We start from the raw sequence: 16,843 nt of genomic DNA on the forward strand, positions 1-16,843 counted from the left end.
ACCGCGAGGCCCGGCGTGGCGGTCACCGGTCCGAAGCGAAGTCCGCATTCGTGTACCGTTCCCCACTGGGTTTAGCGTCCCAGCATGGAGAACGGCATGTCGCGGAATCGTCTGTTTAAACCTCTCGCTCTTCTCGTGGCCCTTGTACTGGGCACCGGCACGCTCGCTGACGCACGCGCGCAAGCTGCCGCACCGGCCCCGGTGGCCAACGCGCAGCCTTCTGGCGTCTACTACGAAATCTTCGTGCGCGCCTGGTACGACACCAATGGCGATGGCATCGGTGACCTCAACGGCGTCACCGCCAAGCTCGATTACCTCAAGCAGCTGGGCATCAGTGGCATCTGGCTGATGCCGATCAACAGCTCGCCGAGCTACCACGGCTACGACATCACCGACTACTACGGCATCAACCCGCAGTACGGCAGCACGGCTGACCTCGAAAAGCTCGTGGCCGAAGCGCACAAGCGCGACATCGCCGTGACCATGGACATGGTGATCAACCACACGGCGAAAGAGCACCCGTGGTTTGTGGCAGCGCAGAACCCCAGCGACACGCATCGCGATTGGTACACCTGGACGTCCAAACAGCCGAACCTGAAAACGCTCAGCGCCACGGACACGCCGATCTGGCACGCCGGCAACGAGGGCTGGTACATCGGCGATTTCGGCGGTCACATGCCCGATCTCAACTACGACAACCCGGCGGTTCGCGCCGAGATGGTCAAGGTGGGGCAGTACTGGCTGGATAAGGGTGTGGACGGCTTCCGACTGGATGCGGCCAAGCACATCTACGTCGACTTCAAGACCGATGTCGGCAACCCCAATGCGTTGGCGAAGAACGTGCAGTGGTGGGGCGAGTACCACGACGCACTCGCCAAGACGCATCCCAACGTCACGCTGGTGGGCGAGGTGAGCGCCAAGTCTCCCAAGGAGCTTGCGCCGTATCTCAAGCCGTTGGGTTCCATCTTCGATTTCCCGCTGGCCGAGCAAATGATCCTCAGCGCCAAGAGCGAAAACGCCGCGCCGTTGGCGACGTTGCTCAAGGCCACGGTCGATGCATACAAGGTGGCGGGCGATACACCGCACATCGATTCCACGTTCCTGTCCAACCACGACCAGGAACGTGTGATGAGCCGCCTCAAGGGCAACCTCGATCACATGCGTGTGGCGGCGGCGATGCTGCTGACGCTGCCGGGCCGGCCGTATATCTATTACGGCGAAGAGCTGGGCATGGAAGGCAAGAAGCCGGACGAGAACCTGCGCGAACCGATGCGCTGGACGCGTGAGGCAGGTCCGGGCGAATCGCGCTGGAAGCCGTCAAGCGTGAATCAGGGCGGCGTCGTGTCCGTGCAGGCGGAGCAGGACGATCCGAATTCGCTGTACACCACCTATCGCACGCTGATCGGCTGGCGTGCGCAGAACAGCGCACTGCGTGACGGAGACCTCACTGTGCTGGCTACCGGCAAGCCGGGCCTGCTCGCCTACTGGCGCAACGACGGCAAGCAGAAGCTGTTGGTGGTGCATAACCTTTCCGGTAAGGCCGCGGTGTGGAAACCTAAGGCGGATCTCCTGCCCAAGGACGCCGCCGTGTTGATGACTACCAAGCCACAAGCCGCGCTGGACAACGGTAACCTCACACTTCCTGCCTATAGCACTGTGGTGATCCGCTGATGCGTACAAGGCTGCTCGCGCTGGCGCTGTTGTCCGCCATGACTGCCACGCCGGCGATCATGGCGGCGCGCAACGATGCCAGCGCCGACCGCATGGAACTGACCCTGCCCAAGGGCAAGGTTGAGCTGCGCCTGCTGGCGCCGGGCATCGTGCAGTTGCGCATCGACGGCACACGCGAGCCAGCCACGCCGGTGGTCGATGAGCAGGCCAGCTTCGAACCGGTGGACGTGAAGCGCGAGACGCAGGGTGACGAACAGTTCCTGCGTTCGGATCGGCTTGTCGTGCGCTGGAATCCTCATCGTGCGGAGCTGAAGATAGAAGACGCAGCCGGCCACCTTCTGCTCAGTGCCGATCTTTCGCGCGCGACGGATGGTCGATGGTCGCTGCGCCATGCCAAGGACGATCCGCAGTACGGCATTGGCGGCCTTAACGCGTTTGATGCCGAAACGGGCGATCTGATTCGCCAGGGCAAACAGATCGCCACTGCTGGCAAGCAAGGGCACACCGGAGCGCCCTTCGTGTGGAGCACGGCCGGTTACGGTGTGCTCGCTGATGCGGAACCGGCGCAGTTCAATCTCAGCGCGACGGATATCGAGATCCAGTCAAAGCAGCAAGCGACGCACACGGATGTGCCAGTGCCGCGAGCGCAGGATGCGCAGGAGCGGCCGGTGCACACGATTTACTTGCTCGTCGGTGAGCCCGACGCACTGTTTGCCCAACTGCGCCAGATCAGCGGCGCTTCGCCGATGTTCCCCAAGTGGGCCATGGGCTTTACCAACAGCCAGTGGGGCATCGACCAGAAGGAAGCGCTGACGCTGGTGGATACCTACCGCGCCAAGCACATCCCCATCGACAACTTCACCTTCGACTTCGACTGGAAGGCGTGGGGCGAGGACATGGGCGAGTTTCGCTGGAACACCGACAAATTCCCGGACGGTCCCGACGGCAAGCTGAAACAGCAGATGGACCAGCGTGGCATGCACATGACCGGCATCATGAAGCCGCGTGTGCACGTGAACACGGTGGAAGGCAGCGAGGCGACGGCGCGAGGCTATTGGCTGGCGCAGTCGAAGGAAGCACCTGACTACTTCTCGCACAAGCCAGTGCGTGACGTGGACTTCGACAAGCCGGAAGTGCGTGCATGGTTTTTCAACGATGCGCTGAAGCACTCGTTCGACACCGGCATCGTGGGCTGGTGGAATGATGAAGCCGACGATAGCGGCGTCGATACCCAGTTCCTCAATATGCAGCGCGCGATGTATGACGGCCAGCGCGCTATCAGCGACAAGCGCGTGTGGTCGATCAACCGCAACTTCTACCTGGGTTCGCAGCGCTACGCCTATGGCGTGTGGTCGGGCGATATCCAGAGCGGCTTCGCCAGCATGGCCGCGCAGCGCCAGCGCATGCTCGCCGCGTTTGACGTGGGTGCGATGCATTGGGGGATGGACGGTGGCGGTTTTAAGGCGCCTCGCCCCACTGACGAGAACTATGCGCGCTGGATCCAGTTTGGCGCCTTCACGCCCGTGTTCCGTGTGCACGGTGACTTCGGCCAGAAGCGTCAGCCGTGGGTCTATGGCCCGATCGCGGAGAAAGCCGCGACGGACGCGATTCGCCTGCGCTACTCGCTGATTCCTTACATCTACAGTTACGAATACCAGGCGCACGCGAACGGCGTGGGACTGGTACGCCCGCTGCAGTTCGCCTATCCGCAGGACCCGGCGCAGCGGGATCGCGTGGATGCCTGGATGTTCGGCGACTACCTGCTGGTCTCGCCGGTGGTGGAGCAAGGGCAGACGACCAAGCGCCTGCGTCTGCCACAGGGACACTGGATCAATTGGTTCGACGGCAAGGCGTACGAGGGTAATCAGGAAATCACGCTTGCCGTTGACGCTGCTAGCTGGAGTGACATCCCGCTGTTCGTACGCGAGGGCGCCATCATCCCGCAGCAGCCGGTGATGGACTACGTCGGCCAGCAGCCGGTGACGGCGCTGGATGTGCAGGTATTCCCATCCGATAGCGAAACGCATTTCGACGTCTATGACGATGATGGCGAGACCTACGGTTACGAGAAGGGCGCGTATTTCCTGCAGTCGTTGTTCGTGCGTCGTCAGGGTGAGGTGGTGAGCTTCCGTGTCGCGGCACCGGTCGGTAGTTTCAAGCCCGTGGTGCACGACTATGTGCTGGCCATCCACGGCCATCCTTCCACCACGGTGAGCGGCGATGGTTCAGCGCTGCCGCAGGCCGCAAGTCTCGACGCGTTGCGCGCGTCGAGCGGCGAAGGCTGGACACGTGGACATGATCGGTTTGGCGAGGTGACCTACGTGAAGATCGAAGCAGGCAAGGCTAAGAACATCCAGTTGTCGACGCAGGCGGTGCAGCCGTGAGCGGCCGTTCCATGCATCGCACTCGCATCGCGCTGGCCTGCGCGGCATGGCTGATTGTCGGCGCTGTGCAGGCAGAGGCGATCACCCCGCAGGGCAACGTGAGTTGGCAGGGCAAGGTCGCCAGCATGAGTGCGCAGGCCGATGGTGGTTTCGTGTTGCACGCCCCCGCGGGTGATCGCGCCATTCCCGCGCAGAAGATGACAGTCCACACTGCGAGCCCATTGTTCGATGGCCTGTTCGCCATGGCGCAGGACGACCTGAGTCACGACGCGGTGTCCGCCATCAAGGACGGCGCCTACGACCACGGGCAGGAGATTCCATGCGTGTGCTACGCCACGGGCGAGAAGTGGCCGTACGTGTGGACGCGCGACGTGTCGTATTCCATCGACCTCGCGCTGTGGCGCATCGATGCGGACCGCGCGCGCAACTCGCTACGCTTCAAGCTGTCCGACGTGCGCGAGCCCTCCGTGCCGCAGGGCCTGTACGTGATGCAGGACACCGGTTCCGGTGGCAGCTGGCCGATCAGCACCGATCGCGTGGTGTGGTTCCTCGGCGCGCGCCACTTGCTCGACGACAAGGCCTTTGCTGACGATACCTGGACGGCGTTGAAGGACACGCTGGCGCAGGATCGCCTTTACATCTTTGACTCTGCGCTGGGTCTGTATCGCGGTGAAACCTCGTTCCTTGATTGGCGCGAGCAAACCTATCCAGCGTGGACGGAGAAGGACGTACGCTTCATTGGCGAGTCCTTCGCGCTGTCCACCAATGTGTTGCACTACCAGGCGTTAAAGCTCGCTGCGCAGATGGCGGAGCAGCGACACGACGCAGGCGCCGCCGATTATCGCGGGCAGGCACAAGCGCTGAAGCAGGCGATCAATACGCGGTTCTGGCGCGCCGATCGCGGCATGTACATGAGCTACATCGGAGCCGGGGCGATGCCGGTCGATAGCTACGACCTACTCGCTATCGCGTTGGCCGTGACCAGCGGCGTGGCCGATACAACAAGGGCGAAGCAGACGCTGGCGAACTATCCCGCGTGGTCGGCCGGCAGTCCGGTGATCTGGCCTGAGCGCAAGGACCAGCCCGTCTATCACAACTGCGCCATCTGGCCGTTCGTGAGCGCCTATTCACTACGTGCCGCGCGCACGGTGAACGATGCGCCGCGCATCGCGCACGAGATGGAGTCGCTGCTGCGCGGCGCCGCGCTTGCCTCGTCCAATATGGAGAACTACGAGCTGGTCTCGCAGGCGGTGCACGTCGACGAGGGCAAGCTCAGCGGCCCGGTGGTGAATTCGCCGCGGCAGTTGTGGTCCGTGGCGGGCTATCTCGACATGGTCGTCAACGGCGTCTTTGGCGTGGGCGACGATGGCCGCATCGATCCGAAATTGCCGGCCTCATGGCTCGCTCCACTGTTTGGGCAGCAAGCCAGGATCACGCTGAATCTTGGCGACCAGCGCATCACGTTGCTACGGCCCGCCAAGGTCGATGGCGACCTGTTAGTGGCGCAGTCGCAACATCGCGAGGGCGGCGAAACCGTCGTCCAGTTGAAGGCGATTCACTCCGGCGCGAAGCTCCTGCGTACCGACGCACCGCTGTTTGGTCCCGACATGCCAGATGCACCAACCGTAGCCGATACGCCGAACGGCTGGCAGGTCAGCTTCTCCGGCAAGGGTGTGCTCTATCTGGATGGTCGCCGGGTTGGTGCTATCGACGATAGCCTTACGGTGCCCAAGGGCGTGACGCGGCAGTGCTTCCAACTCACACGTGTGGGTGATGGTGGTCTGGAATCACTGCCCAGCCTGCCAACCTGCAAGGGTGAGGAAGTGCGTGTGGCGGGACACGGGCCTTGGACATGGGCTCCGGCGCGCAGCGGCCGTTTCGCGGTCTCGTTCGACTACGCGAACGACCACGGCCCCATCAATACGGGCGTGACGGCGGCGGTGAAGATGCTCGACGTCTCGTGCGATGGTGCAGCGCCACAGCGCGTGCCGGTCGTGATGCCGCATAGTGTGGGGATGCAGCGCTCCACCACCGCCACCTTTATGGCCCAGGGAGGAGCGGCCTGCCGCTTCCGTCTGGACCAGGGGTTCAACATGAGTGATCTGCGCCATAACGCGCATTACACCGGCGAGCAAGGTGGGGCGGGCGGCCCGGTGAACAATGCGTCTGTCGAAGCGATGCTGGTGTCGCCTGCGCCACAGGGATCTTCCGCACCATGACGCGCAAGCCCGAACTTTCGTTCTGGCAGATCTGGAATATGTGCTTTGGTTTCCTTGGCATCCAGTTCGGCTTTGCGCTGCAGAACGCGAACGTCAGCCGCATCTTCCAGACCTTGGGCGCGGATGTTGGCGACATTCCCGCGCTATGGATCGCGGCGCCGTTCTCCGGTCTGTTGGTGCAGCCGATCATCGGCTACCTGTCGGATCGCACGTGGACGCGACTGGGGCGTCGGCGCCCGTACTTCCTGATCGGCGCGGTGCTCACCACGCTGGCCCTGCTGTGCATGCCCAATTCGCCGGTGCTGTGGGTGGCGGCAGGTTTGCTGTGGATCATGGACGCCTCGATCAACGTTTCGATGGAGCCGTTCCGCGCCTTCGTGGGTGATCAGCTGCCGCCGCGCCAGCGCCCGGTGGGTTACGCCATGCAGAGCTTTTTCATCGGCGTGGGCTCGGTGGTGGCCTCGTTGCTGCCTTGGCTGCTCGCCAAGCTCGGCGTGAGCAACGTCGCGGGCGAGGGCGCCATTCCCGACACGGTGAAATACGCGTTCTACCTGGGCGGCGTGGTGCTGCTGGGATCGGTGTTGTGGACGGTGCTGACCACGCGCGAGTACCCGCCTGGTGAGTTGGAGGCCTTTACCGACAATCCGGTGGATGCGGGCGAGACGGAAGCCTCGGGCGCATGGCGCCTCGGCGCTGCGCTGATCGTGGCAGGCATCGTGTTGTTGGTGGCCATTCGCTACTACGGGCTGGAGAAGGAGCTCTATCTGCTCGCGGGCGGATTGGCTCTGTTCGGCGCGCTGTTCTCGTGGCTGTCGGTGGCGCGTACCCGCGGCATGCTCCGACAGGTCATGGGCGATCTCTACGGTATGCCGGAAACCATGCGGCGGCTGGCGGTGGTGCAGTTCTTCTCATGGTTCGCGCTGTTCGCGCTGTGGATCTACACCACGGCCGCGGTGACGTCGGTGCATTACGGCACCACCGACACGCATTCGGCGCTCTACAACGAGGGCGCGAATTGGGTGGGTGTGCTGTTCGGTGCCTACAACGGTTTTGCCGCTGTCGCGGCGGCGGTTATTCCTTGGATGGTACGTCGGTGGGGCTTGCGCGCAAGCCACCTCGTCAATTGCTGGCTGGGCGGCGTGGGCCTGCTCTCGTTCCTGCTGATCCGCGATCCGCACTGGTTGCTGCTGTCGATGGTGGGCGTGGGCTTTGCGTGGGCGTCCATTCTGTCGCTGCCGTATGCGTTGCTATCGGACAACCTGCCGGCGACGAAGATGGGCGTCTATATGGGCATCTTCAATTTCTTCATCGTGATCCCGCAACTGCTGGCGGCGAGCGTGTTGGGGCTGCTGCTGCGCCTGTTCTTTCACGGTCAGCCGATCTGGGCGTTGGCGATGGGCGGTGCGAGCCTCGTCGTTGCTGGCTTGTGCACGCTGCGCGTGGCAGAGCCTTCGGCGCAGTTATCGGCAGCCGAGGCGTCCTGAAACAGCGACGCCGACTAAGCTGGGGCATCAGCGGGGTTTGAGGCTGGATTTCCGTACGGTCAGTTTTGCAGGAAGCATCGCGCTTTCCGCCGGCTGGCCGCGGATCAGGGCCAGCAGGTTGTCGACCAGGATCTCACCCGCCAGATGGGTGTCCTGCAGCACGGTGGTCAGCGGTGGATTGACGAAGCTGGCGACCGGAATGTCATCGAAGCCGGCTAGCGCCACGTCGTCGGGCACGCGCAGACCGTGGTCGGCCAGGGCCCGCATGGCGCCGATGGCGATCAGGTCGCTGGCGGCGAACACGGCGTCGAACGCCACGCCGCGCGCCATCAGTGTTTCCGCAGCGTTGTAGCCGGACTGTTCGGTGCTTTCGGCGTTCACCTGCAGCAACGGTTCGGCATCGAGGCCGGCGTCGTTGAGCGCGCGCGCATAGCCGCGGTAGCGATCGAAGAACTCGGGATAGTGGCTGGAGGCGTCGCCGAGGAAGGCGATGCGCTGGCAGCCTTGGTCCAGCAGATGCAGGGTGACGTCCCGGCCGCCGCTGACATTGTCGCAGCCCACGGAGACATCCGGCTGGTCGGGCAGCACGGCGCCCCAGCGCACGCAGCACGTGCCCTGATCCACCAGCTTCTGCAGCTTGTCGCGGGTGGCGAGGTAGTCGCCGTAGCCCAGCAGGATGATGCCGTCGGCCTTTTTGCTGTCCGCGTAGTCGGCGTGCCAGTCGCGCGAAAACTGCTGAAACGAGATCAGCAGGTCGTAGCCACGCTGCGCGCTGGCCCGCGTGATCGAGCCCAGCATGGACAGGAAGAACGGGTTGATGTGCGACTCGTCGGCGGTTGGGTCCTCGAACAGCAACAGGGCGAGCGTGCCGGTGTGCTTGGCGCGCAGCCCAGAGGCGTTCTTGTCGACCTTGTAGTTCAGCTCATCGACCGCCGCCTGGATGCGCCGGCGGGTCTCCTCGTTGACCAGCGGACTGCCGCGCAGCGCGCGCGACACCGTGGACTGGGAAACCCCGGCCAAGTGAGCGATATCGAATGAAGTGACTTTTCCCTTGATCTGCACGCCGAGATGACCCTTGAGCAGTGCCGACCGCGGTCCGTGTGGCCCGACGGTTGGTTGGCGCAAATCCTATCCGCTTGAGTGCTCGCTGTCCTTTCGCTTCGGTGTTCCGGGCAGCAGGCATAAAAAAGCCCCGAGGATTAGGGGGGAATCCTCGGGGCCGGGGTGGCAGCAAAACCCAGGGGAGAGGTTTGCTGACCGGTTGGGTTCGTCCAGGGAGGTGGCGAACCCGAGGACGCCGTTGCGTGCATCCGATAACTAAGAACGCAGGACGGAGCAAAAGTTGCACACGTCAGGCCGATTTTGGTTAGGGATGGTTCATTTGATGAAATGTTAACGGCTGGCCTTCAACGCCAGTGCGCGTCCTTTAGCCAAACGTAGAGCACGACCTGGAGCGCTATCGAAACCAGGGCCAGTCCAAGCAATGCGACGCTCAGGCCGATGGCGATGTTTGCCATCGGAATACGCCGGTTTCGCCGCGCTAGCCACAGACCTGCCGTCGCCAATCCCAGGCAAAGTATTTCAAGGACTCCTCCGGAGACGGAAGCGTTACCGCTCCAGCGACCGTCGACCATCAGGTCAAGTAGGTTTCCGAAGAAATTCCACGCACTCAGCAGGAGATCCCAGGCGGAATCTCCAAGCATTTTGCGCCAAGCCATCCACGAGCCAGTGAGCAAACACAACCACGCGCCGATACTCGCAAGGCATGCGATACGTGCCGACGTCCCTGGCGCGATCTGAAGGCGAGCGATCATGGATGTCGCTTTACATGGCGACTTGGCGGCGGGGTTTGATCAATGCGCCTCACCCCAGTTGGCTCCCACGCCGGCTTCCACCAGTAGCGGCACGGATAGCGTCGCCGCACTGGACATGCGCTCGATGACACCCGCGCGCACCTCGTCCACCACATCCTTGCGCACTTCGAATACCAGTTCGTCGTGCACCTGCATGAGCATGTGAGCGTCGTCGGCGCGCGTTTGTAGCCAATCGTGCACGGTGATCATGGCGCGTTTGATGATGTCGGCCGCCGTGCCCTGCATCGGCGCGTTCACCGCGGCGCGCTCGGCGCCCGCGCGCAGCGCCTGATTGCGTGCGGTGAGGTTTTCCAGATAGAGACGGCGACCAAACAGCGTTTCCACGTAACCGTCGCGGTGAGCTTGCTGGCGGGTGGCTTCCATGAAGGCATGCACACCGGGATAGCGGGCGAAATAGCGCGCCATGTAGTCGCTGGCTTCGCCGCGATCCACGCCCAGTTGGCGGGCCAGGCCGAAGGCGCTCATGCCGTACATCAGGCCGAAGTTGATTGCCTTGGCGGCGCGGCGCTGGTTGGCGCTGACCTCTTCCGGCTTGAGCCCGAACACTTCGGCGGCGGTGGCGCGGTGCACGTCGCCGCCTTCGTGGAAAGCTTTGAGCAGGCCTTCATCGCCGGACAGGTGAGCCATGATGCGCAGTTCGATCTGCGAATAGTCGGCCGCCAGTACCACCCAACCCTCCGGAGCGACGAAAGCCTGGCGGATGCGGCGGCCTTCCTCGGTGCGGATGGGAATGTTCTGCAGGTTGGGATCGGACGAGGACACGCGGCCCGTCGCCACCGAGCCCTGGTGGTAGCTGGTGTGCACGCGGCCCGTACGCGGATTGACCATCTGCGCCAGCTTGTCGGTATAGGTGGAGCGCAGCTTGGCGAGGCCGCGGTAGTCGAGGATCAGGCGCGGCAGCGCGTGATCATCCGCGATGGCTTCGAGCGCTTCCTCATTGGTGGACGGCTGGCCGGTGGGTGTTTTCACCTTGACCGGTAGTCCCAATTCGTCGAACAGCACGGCCTGCAATTGCTTCGGCGAGTCGAGGTTGAACTCGTGGCCGGCGCTTTTCCAAGCTTCCTGCTGTAGTTCCAGCATGCGCTTGCCGAGTTGCTGGCTTTGCATGCGCAGCTCGCTCACGTCGATCAGCACGCCGCGCTGCTCCATCGAAGCGAGCACGGGGATAAGCGGGATCTCGATGTTCTCGTAGATCGAGCGCAGCGTCGGTTCGCTTTCCAGCTTGGGCCACAGGGCGTGGTGCAGGCGCAGCGTGATGTCAGCGTCTTCGGCGGCGTAGCGGCAGGCGGTATCCAGGTCCACCTGCGAGAACGGAATCTGCTTGGCGCCCTTGCCGGCCACCTGTTCGTACTTGATGGTGTCGACGTCGAGGTATTTCTTGGCTAGCGAATCCATGTCGTGGCGCGTCGCCGTGGCGTTCCACACGTATGACTCCAGCATGGAATCGTGCTTGAGTCCCTGCAGATGGATGTCGTAGTTCGACAGGATGTTGATGTCGTACTTCGCGTGCTGACCCATCTTCGGGCGGCTGGCGTCCTCGAAGAAGGGCTTGAGTGTAGCGAGCACGTGCTCACGCGAAAGTTGCGCGGGTGCGCCCGGGTAGTCGTGAGCAAGCGGCACGTAGCACGCATGGCCCGGCTCTACCGACAGGCTCAGGCCGACGATGTCCGCCTGCATCGAATCGATGGAGGTAGTTTCCGTATCAAACGACACCAGCGGCGCTGTGGCGATCTTCGCCAGCCAGCCGTCGAACTGTGCCTGCGTGGTCACCAGTTCGTACTGACCGGCCATCGAAAGGTCTTGTGTGCTGGCTTCCAGCAGGAGCGCGCCCTGTGCGCGACCGGTCTCGGATGAGGCATTCGGCGAACTCGTGTCGCGCGCGGGTTGTGCTCCTGCCGTGCCGTTGGTTTCAGCCTCGAGATCCTTCAGCGCCGCCTTGAATTCATAGCGCGCATACAACTCGCGCAATTGCTCGACGTGGCGTTCATGGAACTTCAATTCGGCAACGGACTGATCCAGCGGCACATCGATCTTGATCGTCACCAGATCGCGCGACAGCGGTAGCTGCGGCAGTGCGGCGCGCAGGCTCTCGCCAATCTTGCCGCCGACCTTGTCGGCGTTTGCCATCAGGTTGTCGAGCGTGCGGTACTCGGCCAACCACTTGGCCGCGGTCTTCGGGCCGCACTTGGGCACGCCCGGCACGTTGTCGACGGTGTCACCGGTGAGCGAAAGGAAGTCGATGATCTGCGTGGGCTCGACGCCGAACTTTTCCATCACGCCAGCGCTGTCGGTGGTCGTGTTGGTCATGGTGTTGATCAGGGTGACGCCCGGTCGCACGAGCTGCGCAAGATCCTTGTCGCCGGTGGAAATTTCCACCTCGATGCCCTGCGCATGCGCCTGTTCGGTCAGCGTGCCGATCACGTCATCTGCTTCCACGCCACCCACGCGCAGGATAGGAAAGCCCAGCGCGCCGACGATGGCCAGCATGGGCTCCACCTGTGCGCGCAGATCGTCCGGCATCGGCGGGCGGTTGGCCTTGTACTGGTCGTAGAGCTGGTTGCGGAAGGTGGGGCCGGGGGCGTCGCTGACGAAGGCGACGTAATCGGGTTTCGCCTTCAGCGTAGAGCGCAGCATGTTCACTACGCCGAACAGGGCGCCGGTGGGCTCGCCTTGCGAGTTGGTGAGCGGCGGGAGCGCGTGGAAAGCGCGGTACAGGTACGACGAACCGTCGATAAGAATGAGCTTGGCCATGCGGCATTCTCGCATGCGTGCCGGGCTGAGGGCGCCCTCCGTTCAGGCCGGGCTGGTGTGGCCCGTGTCGTCCATCGACGACGTTGGGTGAGGCATACGGCCGCTTCACAAGCCATGCGGTTTTGCGCTGTTATGCTCCATTTCCCACAGGAGGCCGTCATCATGAAACCCGTTGTTCTGCTCGCTGTTCTTGGTGTGGCCGTCGCGTCGAATGCGCTTGCCCAGTCGTCTCCCAGTCAGTTCCCGCCGGCACCGCCGCCGCCGGGCATGAACGATCCGGGTGTGCAGGCCACGCCGCCACCGCCGGCACCCAAGGTGCCGTCCAAGTCCTCCGCCTCGTCCGCCTCCAAATCCGGCCAGGTATCTGCCGACACGGAAGCGACGTTGAGCCAGCCGGCCACGACCACGCCGGCCACCTCCGACGCCCAGCCGCGTGATCCGAACGGCAACGCGCCGCCGCAGGTAAAGGTGCGCACCGAAGGCGACCAGACGATCCAGGAATACAGTCGCAGCGGTCAGGTCTATATGGTCGTGGTGACGCCCAAGGGCGGCATTCCGCAGACCTATATGGTCGACCAGAAGGGCGCGTGGACGAACCAGGCCGGTGAGCACGTAAAGCCGGTCATGTACAAGGTCATCGAGTGGGGCAAGAGCCGCCCGGCGAGTGACCAGGACAGTGGCGGTTAGTCAGCCGCGCATGACCACGCTGCCGAGCGAGCTGGCATGAACCTGCGCGAGAGCTGGCTGCTCTTCGCGCTGGGTTCGGCGTTTTTCGCGGCGCTTACGGCACTGTTCGGCAAGATGGGCGTGGCGGGGATCAACTCCAACCTCGCCACCTTCATTCGTACCATCGTGATCCTGTTGGTGACGGCCGGCATTTTGAGTTTGAGGAACGAATGGGTACGCCCGACGGGCCTGCCGGTGAGCAGCTGGGTATTCCTGGTGCTTTCGGGTATCGCCACGGGTCTCTCGTGGCTTTGCTATTACCGCGCGCTGCAGCTGGGGCCGATCAGCAAGGTGGCGCCCATCGACAAGCTGAGCGTTGCCATCGCCATCGTGCTTGGCATCGTGCTGCTGGGCGAGCAGCTGAGCTGGCCGCTGGCCATTGGCGGCGGGCTCATCGTCACCGGCGCCATCATCATCGCGGTGTTCTGAGCCTCAGCCTTCGTCCAGCTCGGGATAGTGGCGAAAGATGCCATCTTCATTGAACGGAATGCGTCGATCCGACGCCAGATAGGCGGCGATGTTCGGTCGCGCCGCCACGCGGCCGCGTAGTGCGCGCAGTCGGGCGGTGCGGCGGCGTAGACCCTTCATGGTGTTGGGGAACGCATAGTCCAACCCGGACATCAGCTGGAACAGCGACAGGTCCACGTACGAGTGCTTGCGCCCGATGGCATGTTGCCCATCGCCGCGCTCGAGCACTTGCTCGAAGTAACCCAGGTATTTCGGCATGCGTTGCGTGCAGAAGGCTGCCGCGCGTTTGCGCGCCTCGGCGCGTTGCTCTTCGTAGTATTCCTCGACTGAGATCGGATGGTGCGTGTCGTGCACTTCCGCGACGATGTCGGAAACGGTCTGCTGCAATTGCATCGCGTAGACCTGACCAGTTGCGGACGCGGGTACCAGGCCGTGCCTCGGTGCGAGAAAAGCGAGGATGTTCGCCGTCTGCGCAATGACCTGGCGTCCGGCACGAAGGAACGGTGGTGCGAAGGGCAGGGCACCAGGGTGCTCGCCGCGCAGGAACGGCATGATGGCGTGATCGCCTTTCACGCGGGCGACGTCGGTGTAGGCCGCGTCTGCGTCTTCCAAGGCAAGGCGGACGAATTCGCCGCGGCCTTGGATGCTGGTCCAGTAGTAGAGCTCATAGCGCATGGCGAAAGCCTTCGTGGAAAACGCCGAGGCTAGGCGGCGAGCATTCAAGGAAGCGTGAGCGGCGGATGTGGTTCTACAGGGGTGGTGCGCCCTTGCTCAACGCTATCAGTTGCTCCCACACCAGCGCGGCCAAGGGCGACAGCGAGCGTTGCTTGCGCTTGATCAGCACCACCTCGCGGCTTTCCTGTGGTGTCAGTGGGCGCGTTGCCAGCGTGGGCGGCGGTGGAGCGAGCGCCGGACTGACACTGATGCCCAAGCCGGCTTCCACCATGCGGAAGGCCGTGAGCGTGTGGCCGGTCTGTTGCACAACGTTCGCCTCAATGCCGCGGCTGGCGAATGCGTGGTCAATCAGGCGGCGGCTGCCCGAGGAGTAGTCGAGCAGGATCAGCGGTTGCCCCTGCAGCTTGCGCCAGGGCACGCGGTCCAGTTGGGCCAGTGGATGCTCGGGACGGCAAACCAGCACGAACGGATCGCGCAGCAGCAACTCGGTATCGAATTCGCCGGTCAGGGGCGGATCGATGGCGACGCCGAAATCCACTTCGCCACCGCGCACGCTGTCCAGCACCAGGGTCTGCGCCTGGTCGTGCAACTGGATGGTGAGCTCCGGATAGAGCGCGGCGCACTCTGCAATGCAGGTGGGCATCAGCCCTGCTGAGAGGGTGGGGACCGACGCGACGTGCACCTTGCCGCGCTTGCGCTCACTTTCTGAGTGCACATGCGAAAGCACGCCCTCCAGTTCGTCCAGCACGCGGCCGATGGCGCTTTCCAGGTAGCGGCCAGCGTCGGTGGGCACCACTTCGCGGGTGGTACGGTCGAACAGACGGATACCCAGCTCGACCTCCAGGTCGGCGATGTAGCGACTCACGGCGGGCTGGCTCAGATGCAGGCTCTCCGCAGCCCGGCGAAAATGCTGCTGGCGAGCCACTGCGAGAAAGGCACGAAGCTGGCGCAGGCTGATATTCATGCCTATATGGTATCAGTGAATCAGATAAAACGATTTGATTTATCAATGACCTAGCGGTCCAATAGCGGCAATTCCCCGATGCGTTCCCTACGGCCATGTTCCTGCGTCGCTTCCTGCCCGATCGCTTTACCTGCGCCCTGATCATCACCGTGCTGCTGGCCAGCCTGCTGCCTTGTCGCGGCACCACGGCGAGCGTGTTCAACGTGCTTACCGATCTGGCGATCGCACTGTTGTTCTTTTTGCATGGCGCCAAGCTGTCCCGTGAAGCGGTGGTGGCCGGTATGACGCACTGGCGCCTGCACCTGACCGTACTGGCCAGCACCTTCGTGCTGTTCCCTGTACTGGGCTTGTTGCTGCGCCCTGTGCTGCAGCCGCTGGTGAATCCGTCGCTTTATCTGGGCGTGCTGTTCCTGTGCACGCTGCCGTCGACGGTGCAGTCGTCCATCGCGTTTACTTCGATGGCGCGCGGCAATGTACCCGCGGCGATCTGTTCGGCCTCCGCATCGAGCTTGCTCGGCATCTTTATCACTCCGCTGCTGGTCGGCGTGATGCTGGAATCGCACGGGCAGAATGGGATGAACTGGGATTCCATTGGTGCCATCGTGCTGCAACTGCTGGTGCCGTTTGTAGCCGGTCAGGTAGCGCAACGTTGGATCGGTCGGTGGGTCGAGCGCAATCGGGCGCTGCTGTCATACGTCGACCAGGGTTCGATCCTGCTGGTGGTCTACACGGCTTTCAGCGCAGCGGTACTACAGGGCTTGTGGAAGCAGATCCCGCTGCCTGTGCTTGGAGGCCTGCTGGTGGTCAATGCGGTGTTGCTGGCGATTGCGCTGCTAATCACGCGGTATGGCTCGCGCGCATTGGGATTCAGCCGCGAGGACGAAATCACCATTGTGTTCTGCGGCTCGAAGAAGAGTTTGGCGAGTGGTGTGCCGATGGCGAAGGTGTTGTTCGCGGGGCATCCGCTTGGCACGATCGTGTTGCCGATCATGTTGTTTCATCAGATTCAGTTGATGACGTGTGCGGTGTTGGCGCGGAAGTATGCGGCGAGGCCGGTGGAGCTTGAGTGTGGTGGTGGGTCGGAGGAGGCGCAGGTGGCGAGCTGAGGGGCTCTTTTGCTGTTCTTGGGTGAGCCCCGAAAAGAGGGTAAAGGTCGGGTGCTCTCTGCACCGTTTCATCTTTGGCCGTCATCCCGGTGGCGACCGGGATCCCGCGGCGTCAGTGATTGGCTGTCGCCTCGTGCGTTACAGCGATCTGGCCGCTTACGCAGCGGGCGTTTCGATCGTATGCCGACGACGCGAAGCTAGTCCCCGTGGGACGCTCGAGTCACTTTTCTTTTGCTGGCCCAAAAGAAAAGTAACCCAAAGAAAATGGCCGTAAAGCCAACGCCCGCGGCATTTCGATGGGATAAGCCCGAACGGCTGAGGAATCGTGTTGCTTGGCCACCTTCGCCTCAACACAGCGGGTACTTCCAAGCGCTTCGCAACGCGCCGATGCGGAGAGGACTTAAAGCAGGCTTCGCTACGCTTCCCTACCGGTATGGTGAACGCGCCACCTAACGAGATCGTCTTTCTCTTCTGCCTTGGCTTTGAGCCCTAGAGCAGGAGCAACGCGACCTGCTGCCGCG

General features: G+C 63.2%; 12 protein-coding genes. 7 read left to right on the forward strand and 5 right to left on the reverse strand.

The genetic code is table 11. The features are described from left to right. Positions 1–96: 96 nt before the first annotated feature. From DyAD56_RS01380 to DyAD56_RS01395, 4 genes are read left to right on the forward strand one after another with little or no spacing between them, the layout of a single operon-like run. Complete coding sequence (locus tag DyAD56_RS01380; protein WP_102300938.1) at positions 97–1,671, forward strand: alpha-amylase family glycosyl hydrolase; 1,575 nt, start codon at positions 97–99, stop codon at positions 1,669–1,671. Beyond that, on the forward strand, positions 1,671–4,055 hold the full coding sequence (locus DyAD56_RS01385) for a TIM-barrel domain-containing protein (RefSeq protein WP_102300939.1): 2,385 nt from the start codon (positions 1,671–1,673) through the stop codon (positions 4,053–4,055). The genes DyAD56_RS01380 and DyAD56_RS01385 overlap by 1 nt, the downstream gene beginning before the upstream one ends. Before the next feature lie 11 nt (positions 4,056–4,066). Further along, the gene (locus DyAD56_RS01390; RefSeq protein ID WP_102301098.1) at positions 4,067–6,274 is read left to right on the forward strand and encodes a Six-hairpin glycosidase-like protein; all 2,208 of its coding nucleotides are present in this window, start codon (positions 4,067–4,069) and stop codon (positions 6,272–6,274) included. Then, positions 6,271–7,758, forward strand: coding sequence for an MFS transporter (locus tag DyAD56_RS01395; protein WP_102300940.1), 1,488 nt, complete (start codon positions 6,271–6,273; stop codon positions 7,756–7,758). Before DyAD56_RS01390 ends, DyAD56_RS01395 begins: the two co-directional genes overlap by 4 nt. Before the next feature lie 27 nt (positions 7,759–7,785). Here the strand turns inward: DyAD56_RS01395 and DyAD56_RS01400 are convergent, their stop codons facing one another. The 3 genes from DyAD56_RS01400 to polA all read right to left on the reverse strand — a co-directional run bounded on the left by DyAD56_RS01400 (position 7,786) and on the right by polA (position 12,383). Continuing rightward, the gene (locus tag DyAD56_RS01400; protein WP_102301099.1) at positions 7,786–8,814 is read right to left on the reverse strand and encodes a LacI family DNA-binding transcriptional regulator; all 1,029 of its coding nucleotides are present in this window, start codon (positions 8,812–8,814) and stop codon (positions 7,786–7,788) included. A gap of 350 nt (positions 8,815–9,164) precedes the next feature. Further along, positions 9,165–9,476: a hypothetical protein gene (locus tag DyAD56_RS01405; RefSeq protein WP_146010411.1), complete on the reverse strand. Its 312-nt coding sequence runs from the start codon at positions 9,474–9,476 to the stop codon at positions 9,165–9,167. A 135-nt stretch (positions 9,477–9,611) separates the two neighbouring features. Continuing rightward, the gene (gene polA / locus DyAD56_RS01410) at positions 9,612–12,383 is read right to left on the reverse strand and encodes a DNA polymerase I (RefSeq protein WP_102300942.1); all 2,772 of its coding nucleotides are present in this window, start codon (positions 12,381–12,383) and stop codon (positions 9,612–9,614) included. A 162-nt stretch (positions 12,384–12,545) separates the two neighbouring features. Here polA and DyAD56_RS01415 point away from each other — a divergent pair, with 162 nt between their 5' ends. Further along, positions 12,546–13,070 (forward strand): DUF2782 domain-containing protein, encoded by a 525-nt coding sequence (locus tag DyAD56_RS01415; protein ID WP_102300943.1) that lies wholly within the window; start codon positions 12,546–12,548, stop codon positions 13,068–13,070. Positions 13,071–13,106: 36 nt separating this feature from the next. Next, positions 13,107–13,538 carry an EamA family transporter gene (locus DyAD56_RS01420; RefSeq protein WP_102300944.1) on the forward strand — a complete coding sequence of 144 codons (432 nt, stop codon included), beginning with the start codon at positions 13,107–13,109 and terminating at the stop codon, positions 13,536–13,538. Positions 13,539–13,541: 3 nt separating this feature from the next. Here DyAD56_RS01420 and DyAD56_RS01425 read toward each other — a convergent pair whose 3' ends face one another. Together DyAD56_RS01425 and DyAD56_RS01430 are read right to left on the reverse strand one after the other, a co-directional pair. Then, positions 13,542–14,252, reverse strand: a complete 711-nt coding sequence (locus tag DyAD56_RS01425; RefSeq protein WP_102300945.1) for a glutathione S-transferase — start codon at positions 14,250–14,252, stop codon at positions 13,542–13,544. Between the two features lie 73 nt (positions 14,253–14,325). Next, positions 14,326–15,216, reverse strand: coding sequence for a LysR family transcriptional regulator (locus DyAD56_RS01430; protein ID WP_102300946.1), 891 nt, complete (start codon positions 15,214–15,216; stop codon positions 14,326–14,328). Positions 15,217–15,311: 95 nt separating this feature from the next. On the opposite strand from DyAD56_RS01430, the gene DyAD56_RS01435 reads away from it, so the two are divergent. Next, complete coding sequence (locus DyAD56_RS01435) at positions 15,312–16,322, forward strand: bile acid:sodium symporter family protein (protein WP_102300947.1); 1,011 nt, start codon at positions 15,312–15,314, stop codon at positions 16,320–16,322. Positions 16,323–16,843: the final 521 nt, after the last annotated feature.

The organism is Dyella sp. AD56 (assembly GCF_002878475.1).
GTDB lineage: Bacteria > Pseudomonadota > Gammaproteobacteria > Xanthomonadales > Rhodanobacteraceae > Dyella.